We start from the raw sequence: 13,511 nt of genomic DNA, 5'->3' as shown, positions 1-13,511 counted from the left end.
GGCGCTAGAAGCTCTTCTTGAGCATGACGCCGCCGGACGCGGCGGACTTGGCCCCGCCCTCGGGCTGGCCGTATGGCCGCATGGACCCCACCTTTGCCTCGGGAAGATTGAAGACGCCCTGTATTTCGGTGTCCTTGCCGGGGTGGATGATGGCGGAGATGCCGGGCGTCAACCGGTCGTAGGTCTTGGGCTCGCGGGCGATGGAATCGGAAGGTGTCAACGTGTCCACGGCGGGACGGAACTCCGGGGCCAGGCGCGCGGAGCCGGACCTCTGCGTGCTGCCCTGGCCCGCTCCGGGCGCGATTTCCTTGATTCCGTTGCCGGGCTTCTGGCGCTCAAGCAAAGCCACGTCGGAGGTCTGTTCGGTCAGGAGCGGCTGCGCGGCGATGGCCTTGCGCTTGCGGTCCTTCGACGGGGCCGGGGACTGGGCCGCGCGTTCGGTCTTGGAGGCCGGTTTGGCCGCGGGTGCGTCGGCGTTGCTCTGGGCAAGGGCCTGGCCGCAGGCAAGACCTGCCAGAAGCCCCAAAACACAAGTGGAGGCGATAAGCCTCGCGGTCGTTTTCTGGATCGTTCGTTTGAGCCGGCGCATGATCGCTCCTTAACTGTTCGCAGGAGGATATAAGTATCGCATGGGGAACGGGCAAGTCCCCCCCCGGTTCAGGGACGGCGGGCAGGGCGGTTGGTCAGGGCCACGCCGGCGAGCACCAGGGCTCCTCCGGCCAGGATGGAGGCGTCCACGGGTTCGCCAAGCATGAGCGCCCCCATGGCGGCGGCGGACACGGGCACGAAGTTGATGAACACCGCGGCCTTGGACGCACCGATGGTCTTGATCCCCTGGTAAAACCAGAGGAATCCCACCGCCGTGCCCAGCACTCCCAGGTAGACGATGGCCGACCATCCCGAGAAGGTGAGCCGCGCCGCCTGGACGCTCATCCCCTCCGAGACGGCGGGCGGAAGCAGCATGAACATTCCGGCCAGGCAGGAGAAAGTCACTGCGGCCAGGGGAGAAATCCTGCCCATGACCTGCTTGCCCAGAAGCGAATAGGCCACCCAGGAGAACATGGCCCCGGTGATGGCCATGTCGCCCAGGCTCAAATGTCCGGCGAACAGGCCAAGGGGATTGCCCCGGCCGATAACCACGGCCGCGCCGGTGAGGCACAGGGCCACGCCGATGACCTTGGTGCGGGTCAGGGGTTCCTTGAAGATGAGGCGCGAGAGCAGGGCGATGAACACCGGGTTTCCGGCCACGATGATGGCCGCGCGCCCGGCCGGGACGGACTTGAGCCCCCACAGGAAGAAGGCGTTGTAGGCGAAGACCCCGGTGGCCCCGAGCCCGGCCACCAGCAGAAGCGTGCGGCCGTCCAGCCTGGAGGGCCTCCCCTCGGTCATGAGGAAGTAGGGAACGAGCACGGCGCTTGCGGCCACGAAGCGCAGGAAGGCCGCCGTGAACGGCGAGCACTCGGGGCCCAGCATGCGTCCGGCGATGAACGTTCCGCCCCAGATGACGGCCGTGACGAAGAGCTTGACCGTGGTCAGGGACATGGCCTCACCCGGCCTTCGGGAGTTGTTTCGGAAGCGGCGCCCGCAGACACTCCTCAAGCGAACCGGTCAATTCCTCGTTCATCTGGACCTCGCGGCCATGAGGCCCTGCATGGTGGCCGCGCCCAGCACGATGGCCCCGCCGAGGATGGCGTGGCTGGATGGGCGTTCGCCGATGAACAGGAACACCCAGACCGGGTTCAGGATGGGCTCGATCACCGGGATGAGCATGGCCGGAAGGGCGCGCACGTGGCGCACGGCCTTGGTGTAGATGTAATAGGCCAGCCCGGTCTGGATGACTCCCAGGATGAGCAGCGCCCCCACGCCCTTCAAGTCCGGATAACCGCCCTGCCCGGCCTGGAAGTAGAAGGGAGAGCACACCACGGCCAGCAGGGCGTTGCCCAGGAGCACGGCCTCGGTCTGGCCGCCCTGGTCGCCGAGCTTGCGCAGGCACAGGGGAATGCCCGCGAAGGCGAGACTCGATCCCAGGGCCAGAAATATGCCCAACTGCCCGTCCGGCGAAACCTCGTCCCAGAAAAAGAGCGTCATCCCGCCCAGGGCCAGGGCCAGGGCCAGCCAGTCGCGGCCCTTGGTGGGCTCGCCCAGGAACTTCGGGGCCAGGATGGCCACGTGCAGCGGGGCCAGGTATTGGAGCACCACGGCGTTGGCGGCGGTGGTCAGACAGGTGGCGCTGACGAAGAGGAGCATGCAGGAGGCCGTGGACACGGCCGCGCCGATGAGCGGCCAACTGAAGCGTATCTTCGGCTTGCCGAGCACCAGCAGCAGAAACACCGCCGCGATGCCGGATCGAGTTCCCGCAATCGCCAATGGATTCCACTCCACGCTCTTGATGAAGACGCCGCCGATGGACCAGAGGGTTGCGGTGATGGCCAGGGCCATTGCCGCGCTTTTGCGTGTCATGCCGTAACGCTCGCAATGCGGGACGCGAAGCGAAAGGGGATTCCAAAGGGACTGGGCCCTTTGGCCGCCGGAGGCATTCCTCCCGGCCTTTCCCTCTTCCTCGCTCTTTGCCTTCGCTTTTCTTGGATCGGGCTATTCGCCCAGGTAAGCCTTCCGGATCTCGGGATTCTCCAGGAGTTCCTGCCCCGCGCCGGACATGGCGATGCGTCCCGTCTCCATGACGTAGCCCCGGTGCGCCAGCTTGAGCGCCAGGTTGGCGTTCTGCTCCACCAGCAGCACGGTCATGCCTTCCTCTTCGTTCACCCGTTTGATGATGGCGAAGATGTGCTCCACGATGAGCGGGGCCAAGCCCAGGGACGGCTCGTCCAGGAGCAGCAGCTTGGGCCTGCCCATGAGCGCCCGGCCGATGGCCAGCATCTGCTGCTCGCCGCCGGAAAGGGTGCCGCCGTGCTGGGAGGCGCGTTCGGAAAGACGGGGGAAGAGGCTGTAGATGTGGTCCAGGTCCCGGCGCACGGCGTCGCTGTCACGCCGGAAATAAGCCCCCATATCCAGGTTCTCGGCCACCGTCAGCCGGGGAAATATCCTGCGTCCTTCGGGCACCTGGCACAGTCCCATGGCGGGAAGCTTCTCGGCGGAGATGGCCGCGATGTCCTGGCCCTGGTAGAACACCTGCCCGGACATGGGGCGCAGGATGCCGCTGACGGCCATGAGCGTGGTGGACTTGCCCGCGCCGTTGGCCCCGATGATGGTGACGATCTCGCCGGGCATGACGGTGAGGCAGACCTCGCGGATGGCCGGGGCGCGTCCCCACCCGGCGGAAAGCTCGCGCAGTTCGAGTACGGGAGTGCTCACGAGTGGGCCTCCTCGCTGCGTCGTCCCACCCGCTTGGCCGGGATGAGCCCGGCGGGGCGGAAGAGCATCATGATGGCCATGGCCGCGCCGAAGACCAGCATGCGGTAGTGCTCGAAGTCGCGGAAGACCTCGGGCAGGGCGATGAGCGCGATGGCTCCCAGCACGATGCCCGGGATGGAGCCCATGCCGCCCAGCACCACCATGGCCAGCACCATGGCCGACTCGATGAAGGTGAAGGAGCCGGGGGAGACGAAGCGCATCTTGGCTGAGAAGAACGCTCCGGCCAGGCCGCCGAATACGGCGCCCATGGCGTAGGCCAGGAGTTTCAGGGCGAAGGTGTTCACACCCATGATGGATGCGGCCGTCTCGTCCTCGCGGATGGCCTCCCAGGCGCGGCCGATGCGCGAATCGGCCAGGCGGCGCACGGCAAGCACGGTGAAGGCGGCGATGGCCAGGATCAGGAAGTACTGGGCCGTCGGGCTCTTGAGCAGGGTCCGGGTGAGTTCCCAGCCCTTCTCGGGGTCGGGCAGGTAGATCACGGGGGCCTTGATGCCGAGCAGGCCGTTGGGGCCGCCGGTCAGGTCCATCCAGTTGTTGAGCACCAGGCGCAGGATCTCTCCGAATCCCAGGGTGACGATGGCCAGGTAGTCGCCGCGCATGCGAAGCGTCGGGTAGCCGATGATGCACCCGGCCGTGGCCGCGAAGAGCGCGCACAGCGGCAGGGCCAGCCAGAAGGACATCTGGAAGTGGATGGAGAGCAATGCGTAGGTGTAGGCCCCCACGCCGTAGAAGGCGATGTAGCCCAGGTCCAGAAGCCCGGCCAGGCCCACCACGATGTTCAGGCCCAGGCCCAGGGCCACGTACACCAGCACGTTGATGGCCACGTCCTGCCCGTAGCGCGAGGATACGAAGGGGAAGGCCGCCAGCGCAACGACGAGCCCCCACTTCCACAGCCAGCCGGGCGTGCGCGAAAGCGACGATGTGACGGACGAAACCGCGCGTCCCACTCCCAGATTCATGGATTTATTGAGTTTCAAGGCTCCCAGGCACAGAAGCGTGCCCGCCATGGCAGCGCCCACGATGCGCAGGGCCTTGGCGAATTCGAGCCCCTGGGGCGTGATGCCGGTCAAGGGCCAGACCAGCACGAACAGCCACAGGGCCGCCAGCAGAAGCTTGGAGATGAGCGACTTAGACGCGGGTGTCATTGATGTTCTCACCCATGAGCCCGGTGGGCATGAAGTAGAGCACCGCGATGAGGATCACGAAGGCGAACACGTCCTTGTATTCGCCCGAGATGTAGGCGGCGGTGAAGATCTCGGTGATGCCGATGATGAGCCCGCCGAGCATGGCCCCGGTGATGGAGCCGATGCCGCCGAGCACCGCGGCGGCGAAGGCTTTTATGCCCGGCACGAAGCCCATGTCGTAGCGCACGGAGCCGTAGTAGAGGCCCACGAGGATGCCCGATGCGGCTGCCAGGGCGGCCCCGATGGCGAAGGTGACGGAGATGATGCGGTCGGAGCTTATGCCCACCAGGGTGGCCATGACGCGGTCCTGGGCGGTGGCGCGCATGGCCTTGCCCAGGCGGGTCTTGTAGACCAGCCTGTTGAGCCCCACCATGAGCAGCGCCGTGGTGGCGATGGCGATGAGCTGCAGGTAGGTGAAGGTGAAGCCGCCGAGCTCCAGGGCCCCCTTGGCGTACACGCCGGGGTAGGTCTTGTCGTAGACGCCCTGGGTGAGCATGAGGCCGTTCTGCAAAAAGATCGACATGCCCAGAGCCGAGAGCAGCACCGAGAGCTTGGAGGCCCGGCGCAGGGGTTTGTAGGCCACCTTTTCCACGCCCATGGCCAGCACGGCGCAGTAGGCCATGGCCAGCACGAAAGCGATGCCCAGGCACAGCCAGGGGTGGGAGTCCATGTAGCCCTGGCTGTTCATCCAGGCCAGGAGGATGACCCCCATGTAGCCGCCGGCGGCGAAGAACTCACCGTGGGCGAAGTTGATGAGCTGGATGATGCCGTAGACCATGGTGTAGCCCAGGGCGATCAGGGCGTAAAAGCCCCCCAGTGTGACGGCGTTGATGAGCTGCTGGAGGAAAAAGTCCATGATCCAGGGGTGTTCCGTCTCGTTGCTGCAATGTTGAGGGAAAAGACCCCCTCTCTCGTTCGGGGACCTGCTGTTTGAGCAGACGAAAGCCGTTTTCGTCAAGGCTGCGAACCCTTTGGGCAGGATTATTTTTCTCTCGCGTTCCTATGAGCGGAATATGAAGTACACCGCCCCCACCAGGCACAGTCCGGCCCAGAGGTGGTCGAGCTTCAGGGGCTGGTTCATGTACCAGATGGAGAAGGGGGCGAACACCGACAGGGTGATCACCTCCTGCATGATCTTGAGCTGGGGGAGGGTGAGCGTGCCGTAGCCGATGCGGTTGGCGGGCACCTGGAGCATGTATTCGAACAGGGCGATGCCCCAGGAGAACAGGGCAGCGATCCACCAGGGGCGCGAGTGCAGGTTTTTTAAGTGCGCGTACCAGGCGAAGGTCATGAACACGTTGGAGAAGGTGAGCAGGCCGACGGTCGTGAGGATGGTTCTGTTAAACATTGCGGTCACATATGGCGTTGGGGTTTCGTGCAAAAGGACGAGGGGAAACATGCCCTGGGCATGTTTCCCCTCGCTCAAAGTGCATCTCGCGGCGTCCGGCGTCAAGCCCGTGCTTATCGCGCGCCCCGGACGCTAACCCAATGGCTAGAACAGCTTGTTGGTCTCGGGGTTGTAGTACTCCTTGAAGGCTTCGCCGGTGACCTTGTAGATCACGTAGTTGGAGCCGGAGTCGCCGTTCTCCTGGAACTTGATGACCTTGGAGGCGCCGGGCAGGTTCATCTTCATCAGTTCGGCGCGGATCTTGTCGGCGTCGGTGGACTTGGCGGCCTTGATGGCGGTCATGAGGGCGTAGGCCGAGTCGAAGGAGTAGGCCGAGTAGGCGCCGGGCTCGCCGTTCAGGGCGGTGTATTTCTCAAGGAACTTCTTGTACACGGGGGCGTTCTTGTCCGCGTAGCCGAAGGTGAAGAACACGCCCTGGGCCTGCTCGGGGGCTTCCTTGATGAAGTTCGGATGGTACACGGCGTCCTGGGACAGCACGGCGGACTTGATGCCCATCTGGCGCAGCTGCTTGATCATGCGGATGCCGGCGGAGGAGTTCTGCAGGCTCATGTAGAACACGTCGGCGTTGGAGTCCTTGAGCTTGGTGAGCACCGCGGAGTAGTCCATGTCGCCTTCGTTGACGTGCTCCACGGCCACGATGTTCAGGCCGGCCTTCTTGGCCTCGTCGGCCACGTAGTTGGCCAGGCCCTGGGAGTAGGTGGTCTTGTCGTCAAGGATGAAGACGGACTTGGCCTTGAGCTGGTCCTTCATGAACTTCACGGCGGCGATGGCCTGCTGGCTGTCCAGGCCGCACATGCGGTACATGTACTTGAAGCCGCGCTCGGTCACCTTGGGGTTGGTGGAGGCGGGGGTGATCATGGTGATCTTCTCTTCGTTGAGCACCTCGGAGGCCGGGATGGTGGCGGAGGAGCAGTACGCGCCCACCACGCCGGCCACCTTGGAGTTGGCCAGCTTGTTGGCGCCGGCCACGGCCTGGCGGGGATCGCAGGCGTCATCCTGCACGTCCACCTCGATGGAGTCGAAGCCGGGGATGCCGCCCTCGGCCTTGACGACTTCGACGGCGGTCTTCACGCCTTTGACGATGTCGTTGCCGTCGGCGGCGGAAGAGCCGGAGATGGGAGCCAGCACGCCGATCTTGAGCGGGGCGGCCTGGACCGCGCCGGCGCACAGGGTGAGAGCCAGGGCCAGAAGCCCGATGATCCGTTTCGCCATGTCGTCCTCCGTTTTGGGTGTCGTGTTGTGGGCCGTTTCCTCTTGAATATGTCGTCCGGGCGCGCCCCTAATGGGACGTTCCCAGGTACGCCTCAATGACCCGCTGGTTGGACCGAATCTCGGCCGGGGTACCCTCGGCTATCTTCTCGCCGTGCTCCAGCACCACGATGCGCGTGCACAGCCCCATGACCACCTTCATGTCGTGCTCCACCATGAGCACGTTGACGCCGTGCTCGCGGATGCGCTGGATGTCGCCCATGAGCGCCGCTGATTCGGTGGGGTTCAGCCCGGCGGCGGGCTCGTCCAGCAGGATGGTGCTCGGCTCGCTGGCCAGGGCGCGCGATATCTCCAGGCGGCGCTGCAACCCGTAGGGCAGGTTGCGGGCCTCTTCGCCCTCCAGGTCCAGAAGCCCCATGAAATCGAGGGCCCAGCGGGATTTCTCCCGGATGCGGGCCTCCTCGGCCTTCTGGGAGGGCAGGCGCAGCACCGCGCCGAACACGCCCGCGCGGGTGCGCCCGTGCTGGGCGATCATGACGTTTTCCAGGGCGGTCATGTTCTGGAAGAGGCGGATGTTCTGGAAGGTGCGCGCCAAGCCCATGCGCAAAATGCGGTGGGGCGGGGTGCCCGCCAGCGGCTTGCCGTCGTAGGCGGCGCGGCCGGCGCTCACACGGTAGACGCCGGTGATGACGTTGAAGACCGTGGTCTTGCCCGCGCCGTTGGGGCCGATGAGGCCCAGAATCTCTCCGTCGCGAAGGTCGAAGCTGACCTCGCTGAGTGCCTGCAGCCCGCCGAAGCTGACTGAAACGTCGTCGAACACCAGGTGGGCCATTGCGGTGGACTGCGCTCCTTTTAGGGGGGTGAGCCGCTATCCTTACCCGCATGCATCTGAATTGGCAAGATTGTCAGAACCTCCACCTCTGCATCCCTTGATATCCTGGCGGATTGGCTCCGGCAAATACCCGTAGGGCATAGCCTGCTGTTAATGAATGTTTGATGCTCCGGCAGGGGGTTGTTGAATTCCTGAACGCTTTCGAAAGATATTTGCAACATTATAGTGTTCAATGAGTCGTATGTGTGCAACAATGGTATTGTTCTTGATCGTGATAGTAAATATGCATAATTTGTATCATTTTGATTTCGTTGTTATTCTTTCGTAGGCGTATCAACGCGAATTGGAGCGCTTATGACCTACTCCCGTCATGGGGTTCCATTGTTATGATGGTTCAACTTGGGAGACTGGAGGGTGCTGAACATGTCGGCAATGAAAACAATGAACTACGAATCAATCAGAAAAGAAATGCTTCCTGGAGACGTGCTCGCCTTCAGCGGCAAGGGAAATGCTTCGGAAATCATCAAGAATGTCACCCGTTCTAGCGTATCCCATATTGGGATAGTGCTCCAGACAACCGAGCGATTTGACGAAACAGACAGATTCTTCAATCAGATAATTGAATCGACTTCACTGGATGGTTTCAGTGGGGTCATCATTTCCCGACTGAGCCAGCGCCTTCGCGCATACGATGGCGAAGTGTGGTGGTTGCCGCTCAATCGTAACTCCCGTCAGGCAACGTTCAATGCAGAGAAGTTTCACAATTTTTTGATGCAGCAGGAAGGAAAGCTTTACGACACTATTCAGGCTGTCAAGTCGGCCATAGACATTTTCGATAAGATCCATGGTCCGGGATATAATTATGAAGACTTCAGCCGGTTCTTCTGTTCCGAACTCGCGGCGGGAGGGTTGGAAGCTTCGGGATTCGTGCCCAAGGTCAACGCATCGGAGGTCACGCCGATCGACCTTTGCCGTTGGAAAATATACGAAGATTCCTATGTTCTTCTGCAAGGTGACGGCAGCAAGGGCATCCGCGGTTTCAACACAATGAATCCCAGCGATTGGAACATATAGCCGCTATCATGTATCAGGACGCAAAGTATTCGGGAGGCCGGCAAGGCCTCCCTTGCCCGGACTCCGACTGGGCCGGCGCGCTTTCCGTTCCTGCTCAAGAGGCTCCCACCCGCTCGAAGACCTCCAGGGTCTTTCGCGCGGTCTCGCTCCAGGAGAAGCGCCGCACGTTCTCCCGTCCCTTGGCGGAAAGCGCCGCGTGCAGGTCCGGATCGTTGGCCGTCTCCTCCAGAGCCCTGGCCAGTCCGGCCACGTCGTGGGGATCGATCATGTAGGCGCTTTCCCCGGCCACCTCGGGCAGGCTGGTGGCGTTGGAGCAGATCACCGGCGTGCCTACGGCCTGGGCCTCCAGCACCGGCAAGCCGAAGCCCTCGAAGAGCGAGGGGAACACGTAGGCCAAGGCCGAGGCGTAGAGCGCGGGCATGTCCGAGCGCTCCACGAACCCCAGGCGGCGCACCCGGTAGGAGAGGCCCAGCGACTCCACCCAGGCGGTCCAGGAGTCGCTCCAGGAGAGCCCCCCCGTGACCACCAGGTCGGCGTCCACGCGATCCTTCACCCGGGAAAAAGCCTCAAGCAGCGCTTGAAGGTTTTTGCGCGGAGAGATGTTGCCCGTGTACAAGAAGAACGGGCGGGAAAGCCCATGGCCCGCCTTGAAGCGCGCCACGTCCTCGTCCGGGACCGGCCGGAGGTAGATGTCGTCGGCGGCCAGGTGCGTCACGGTGATCTTTCTTTCAGGCACCCCGAGAATCCGCGTCAGATCGCTCTTGGTGTGCTCGGAGATGGCCAACAGGGCTCCCGCATGGCGGGCGGTTTTGGCAATGGCCGTCTTCATGTAGAGGGTGTCCGCGAAGCGGTACATGCGCAGGTCGCCGTAGAAATACCCCAGGTCCATCATGGCGGCCACGGACCGGCAGGGCACGCGCGGGGGCATGTTGGAGGACGGGAAGAAGGCCACGTCGATGGCGTGCTTTTTCAGCGCCGAAGGAAGCTTGATCCAGTCGAAGACGAGCCGGTTGGAGCAGCCGAGCGAAACGTCCCGCGCGCCGGGAAACATGCCCGCGAAGCGCGGCTGGGAATGGAACAGCACATACTCGTTGCGGGTGTCCTGCCTGAGAAGCTCGGTGAGCAGGCTGACCAGGTATTCCTTCACGCCGCCCGAAGGGTACTCCAGGCTGCGGCAGCTGATGGCGATGCGCATGGCTGCCTACAGCTCCTTCAAAAAGAGGACCCTGTCTTCTCTCGGGCCGTCGTAGTCCGTATGAATCAGGACGCCGTTCGCTTCGGCATTGCCTTTCTCTATCATAAATCCCATCTTTGCGTGGTATGCGATAGAGTTTGTATTGTCTGGCGACGTGACAAGATGCACTGTTTTGCATCCGTGATTTTTTACAGTGTCGAAAAATTTTTTGTAGAGGCCTTTCCCCATGCCGCCCTTGCGATGATCCGGGTGTATGCCGACGAAATGGATATATGCCTGATCAGGATGCGATTGCGAGATGAAGCCAACAAGGAATCCCTGGATCACCCCATTCTCTTCTGCAATGAAACTTGTCTGCTGAAAGTGCTTGAAGAACAGGCGGGGTAGCATGTCCGACATCCGTCTCCCCCCCCACCAGTCGTTCAGGACGGAAATAACGGGCGGATAGTCCTGCTCGGTTATTGGCCTTATTGTCACGATTCTTCCTGTTCTTCTGGTGAGCGTCATGAGGCGTGTGGGGTGCCGGTCCAAGGACGGCGGACTCGCGCGCTTGGGGAGGGTTATAGCCGCGCCGGGCCTCGGGGGGAAGGGGAGAGGGGCGGCTTCGTCGATTTCACCCGGCGTGTCCGGCGCAAGCAACCCCGCAGACCGCCGTGACGGTCTTTTCGGGGATGAAGAGAAAACTCGGCAGGAGGGTGAGGCCGGGCAGGGAGTCGCCCATCAGGCGCTGGAAATGGCCCTGCGCTTCCAGGGAAAAGTCCCCATAGCCAGGGCTGTAGCGTCGGGTGACGCGCTCGCCCGTTGCCGCGTGGCGCGCCCGCACCCTGGCGTGCAACCCCCGCATGGCCGCCTCCGCCAGGAAACTCCCCATGCGGTCCAGCATGAATCCAGCGAACGGCCTGCCCCCGCTGAAATACTCCCGTCCGCGCGCCTCCAGGGCTTCGCCGATGGTGGCCGCCAGGAGCTCCACCCGGTCGCATCCTGAGAGGGTCCTTGTGAGGTCCGCGCTTTGCTCCGCCTGGGGCGCGAAGGCTTGATAAAATTCCCGGACGGGCAGCGTCGCCTGCCAGGTGCGCGTCTGGGCCAGCGTCTGCGCCTCCTCCCACAGGGGAAGGGCTTCCTGCCAGGCGTTGCTGCCGGGTTCGACGCGCAGGTAGCGCAGAACTTTTACCGGGATGTCGCGCATACCACCGATATGCTTAGAACTGCAGGCCGAATTTCCTGCGCGCGAAGGCTCGGCAGGGCTCAAGGCGGGCGTTGGCATAGCAGGGGAGCTCTCGGCCGGTGAGGATCGCCGAGAGTTCGGCCCAGGCGGCGCCCAGGCGGATTTCCATGGTCACGGCCTTGACCTTGAGTCGATGGGACAAGCCCGATCCGTAGCGGGTCTGGCAGATGGCCACCTCGCGGCGGAACACGTCCCCCCAAGTGGCCGTCTTGGAGGCGGGCTGGAGCCGAAACGCCGCGAGAATGTGAGGAATCCTGATTATTTCGCGCCCCTGGCTCATGCGCTGGAACAGGTCAAAGTCCATGCAGTACTTGAAGTTTTGATCGATGCCGCCCACGGCCCGGTAGGCGTCCGCCCGCCAGAACGTGGACTGCTGCGGCACGGCCATATTGCAGCGCATCTGCCGCGCGCTCGGGCGCCAAACCATGTCCACCATCACCGGGGTCTCGTCGTCGGCCGTGAGCACCGTGTCGCCCGTGACCATGGCCGCGCCGGGGTTGTCCCGGAAGGCCTCGGCCACGCGGAGCAGTGCGTACTCGTTCCAGAAATAGTCGTCGGAGTTGAGCCAGCAGAGTACCTGCCCCGTGGCCCGTTCGAACCCCTCGATGAGAGCCGCAGTCTGCCCCGCGTCCTTTTCGCTTCGCCAGTAGGCCAAGTGCGAACCAAAGCGGCGCACTACGTCCACGGTGTCGTCGGTGGAGCCGCCGTCCAGCAGGATGTGCTCCACCTCCACACCCTTCTGACCGGACACGCTGGTCAGGTTGCGCTCCAGATACCGGGCCTGGTTGAAGGAGGGCGTGACAACCGTGATCTTGGGCATGGCGCTCATGATCCTACCGCTCCGCCGTTTCGCGCAGCACGCGCCACAGGGTTTCTCCCGCGCGGTCCCAGCGGTATTTGGACGACTGCACGAAGCCCTTGGCCACCATCTGCTTGCGCAGGTCCGGGTCGTCCAGCACGGAGGCGATCTTCACGGCCAGATCCTCGGCGGACTCGGGATCGAAGGCGATGCCCGCGTCGCCCGCCACTTCGGGCAGGCTGGTGGCGGCCGCGTAGATCACCGGCGCGCCGCTGGACTGGGCCTCCACCACGGGCAGGCCGAACCCCTCGTAGAGGGACGGAAACACGTAGGCCAGGGCCAGCCGGTAGGCCTGGCAGAGGTCGGCCTCGGGGAGATACCCAAGGCAGCGGACCTTTTCGGGCGGAAACTCGGGCGGCAGGGATTTGCGCAGGGCCTCCTGGTCGCCGAACCCGGCCACGGCCAGCACCGGGATGTCGCGGCCCTGCCTGGCCAGTATGGCCAGGGCGCGGGGCACCACGGAGAGGTTCTTGTGGGGCTGGAGGTTCCCCGCCGTCAGCAGGAAGGGTTCCGTGAGGCCAAACCTTGCGCGGAAATCCTCGCCCAAGTGCGCCTCGTCCTCGCGCGGGGGGCGGAAATGGGCCATGTCCACCCCGTAGCTCGGCAATACCTCGAGCTTTTCCGCTACTTTGCCGAATACCTTGAGCATCTCGCGCTTGGATGACTGGGTGCCGGTGATGGCCCGGTCGGCCCTTTTCAGCCCGGCCTTGTGGCGCAGGGTGAACACCGTGCGGATGTGGAAGGCCAAAGTCTCGGGGTGGGCGTGCCAGAGCACGTCGTGGTACATGCCCACGCATTTCCCGGGGATCAGCGGCGGAAAAAGGCCGTCGGGCGAAAAAAAGACGTCTTGCGGGGAGAACAGGCGTTGCAGGAGCATGCCGGTCTGCTGCCAGGCGTAGAGCGAGGGAACCTTGGCCGTGACCGCCCGGGCCGCGCCGCTCTCGATAAGCCGCAGGGCTACGGGGTTGACCAGGGGCCTGCCCGCGAACAAGGTGAACTGAGCCTGGCCCTCCGAGGCTTCCACCAGATGGGGAAGGATGCACTCCAGGTAACGGCCGATGCCGGTGCGAAATGGATAGGCCAGGGGGCTGGCGTCGATGCCGACGCGGAAAACCTTTGGCATTCAGGGGGCTCCGGCGCGTTGACATGCGTT

Annotated in this window: 15 protein-coding genes; 1 reads left to right on the top strand and 14 read right to left on the bottom strand. The window is 63.7% G+C overall.

Going from position 1 to position 13,511, the window contains the following annotated elements; all coding sequences use genetic code 11:
* Positions 1-4: 4 nt before the first annotated feature.
* The 9 genes from ML540_RS11585 to ML540_RS11545 all read right to left on the bottom strand — a co-directional run bounded on the left by ML540_RS11585 (position 5) and on the right by ML540_RS11545 (position 8,005).
* Positions 5-589 carry a hypothetical protein gene (locus ML540_RS11585; RefSeq protein ID WP_243361208.1) on the bottom strand — a complete coding sequence of 195 codons (585 nt, stop codon included), beginning with the start codon at positions 587-589 and terminating at the stop codon, positions 5-7.
* 68 nt (positions 590-657) lie between these two features.
* A complete protein-coding gene (locus tag ML540_RS11580; protein WP_243361207.1) occupies positions 658-1,542 on the bottom strand; it encodes a DMT family transporter in 885 nt (294 codons plus the stop codon).
* Between the two features lie 78 nt (positions 1,543-1,620).
* Complete coding sequence (locus tag ML540_RS11575; protein WP_243361206.1) at positions 1,621-2,460, bottom strand: DMT family transporter; 840 nt, start codon at positions 2,458-2,460, stop codon at positions 1,621-1,623.
* 132 nt (positions 2,461-2,592) lie between these two features.
* Positions 2,593-3,312 carry an ABC transporter ATP-binding protein gene (locus ML540_RS11570; RefSeq protein ID WP_243361205.1) on the bottom strand — a complete coding sequence of 240 codons (720 nt, stop codon included), beginning with the start codon at positions 3,310-3,312 and terminating at the stop codon, positions 2,593-2,595.
* Positions 3,309-4,517: an ABC transporter permease subunit gene (locus ML540_RS11565; protein WP_243361204.1), complete on the bottom strand. Its 1,209-nt coding sequence runs from the start codon at positions 4,515-4,517 to the stop codon at positions 3,309-3,311. The genes ML540_RS11570 and ML540_RS11565 overlap by 4 nt, the downstream gene beginning before the upstream one ends.
* Positions 4,501-5,412: a branched-chain amino acid ABC transporter permease gene (locus ML540_RS11560; RefSeq protein ID WP_243361203.1), complete on the bottom strand. Its 912-nt coding sequence runs from the start codon at positions 5,410-5,412 to the stop codon at positions 4,501-4,503. Before ML540_RS11560 ends, ML540_RS11565 begins: the two co-directional genes overlap by 17 nt.
* A gap of 144 nt (positions 5,413-5,556) precedes the next feature.
* Positions 5,557-5,904 (bottom strand): DMT family protein, encoded by a 348-nt coding sequence (locus ML540_RS11555; protein WP_243361202.1) that lies wholly within the window; start codon positions 5,902-5,904, stop codon positions 5,557-5,559.
* Positions 5,905-6,048: 144 nt separating this feature from the next.
* Positions 6,049-7,176: a branched-chain amino acid ABC transporter substrate-binding protein gene (locus ML540_RS11550; protein WP_243361201.1), complete on the bottom strand. Its 1,128-nt coding sequence runs from the start codon at positions 7,174-7,176 to the stop codon at positions 6,049-6,051.
* Positions 7,177-7,243: 67 nt separating this feature from the next.
* Entirely contained in the window at positions 7,244-8,005 is a 762-nt protein-coding gene (locus tag ML540_RS11545) for an ABC transporter ATP-binding protein (protein ID WP_243361200.1), read from the bottom strand.
* A 423-nt stretch (positions 8,006-8,428) separates the two neighbouring features.
* Here ML540_RS11545 and ML540_RS11540 point away from each other — a divergent pair, with 423 nt between their 5' ends.
* Positions 8,429-9,079, top strand: coding sequence for a hypothetical protein (locus ML540_RS11540; protein WP_243361199.1), 651 nt, complete (start codon positions 8,429-8,431; stop codon positions 9,077-9,079).
* A 94-nt stretch (positions 9,080-9,173) separates the two neighbouring features.
* On the opposite strand, the gene ML540_RS11535 is transcribed toward ML540_RS11540, so the two are convergent.
* The 5 genes from ML540_RS11535 to ML540_RS11515 form a co-directional block, all read right to left on the bottom strand.
* A complete protein-coding gene (locus tag ML540_RS11535) occupies positions 9,174-10,274 on the bottom strand; it encodes a glycosyltransferase family 4 protein (protein WP_243361198.1) in 1,101 nt (366 codons plus the stop codon).
* A gap of 6 nt (positions 10,275-10,280) precedes the next feature.
* Positions 10,281-10,781, bottom strand: coding sequence for a GNAT family N-acetyltransferase (locus tag ML540_RS11530; protein WP_341482652.1), 501 nt, complete (start codon positions 10,779-10,781; stop codon positions 10,281-10,283).
* Between the two features lie 106 nt (positions 10,782-10,887).
* Complete coding sequence (locus ML540_RS11525; protein ID WP_243361196.1) at positions 10,888-11,460, bottom strand: hypothetical protein; 573 nt, start codon at positions 11,458-11,460, stop codon at positions 10,888-10,890.
* A 13-nt stretch (positions 11,461-11,473) separates the two neighbouring features.
* Positions 11,474-12,328, bottom strand: a complete 855-nt coding sequence (locus ML540_RS11520) for a glycosyltransferase family 2 protein (protein ID WP_243361195.1) — start codon at positions 12,326-12,328, stop codon at positions 11,474-11,476.
* A gap of 4 nt (positions 12,329-12,332) precedes the next feature.
* Complete coding sequence (locus tag ML540_RS11515; protein WP_243361194.1) at positions 12,333-13,481, bottom strand: glycosyltransferase family 4 protein; 1,149 nt, start codon at positions 13,479-13,481, stop codon at positions 12,333-12,335.
* Positions 13,482-13,511 lie beyond the last annotated feature (30 nt).

Origin of the sequence: Fundidesulfovibrio terrae, from assembly GCF_022808915.1 — a bacterium.
In the GTDB taxonomy this organism is placed as follows: domain Bacteria; phylum Desulfobacterota; class Desulfovibrionia; order Desulfovibrionales; family Desulfovibrionaceae; genus Fundidesulfovibrio; species Fundidesulfovibrio terrae.
The sequence above is the reverse complement of the archived record's forward strand: the minus strand, read 5'-3'. Positions and strand labels throughout refer to the sequence as shown.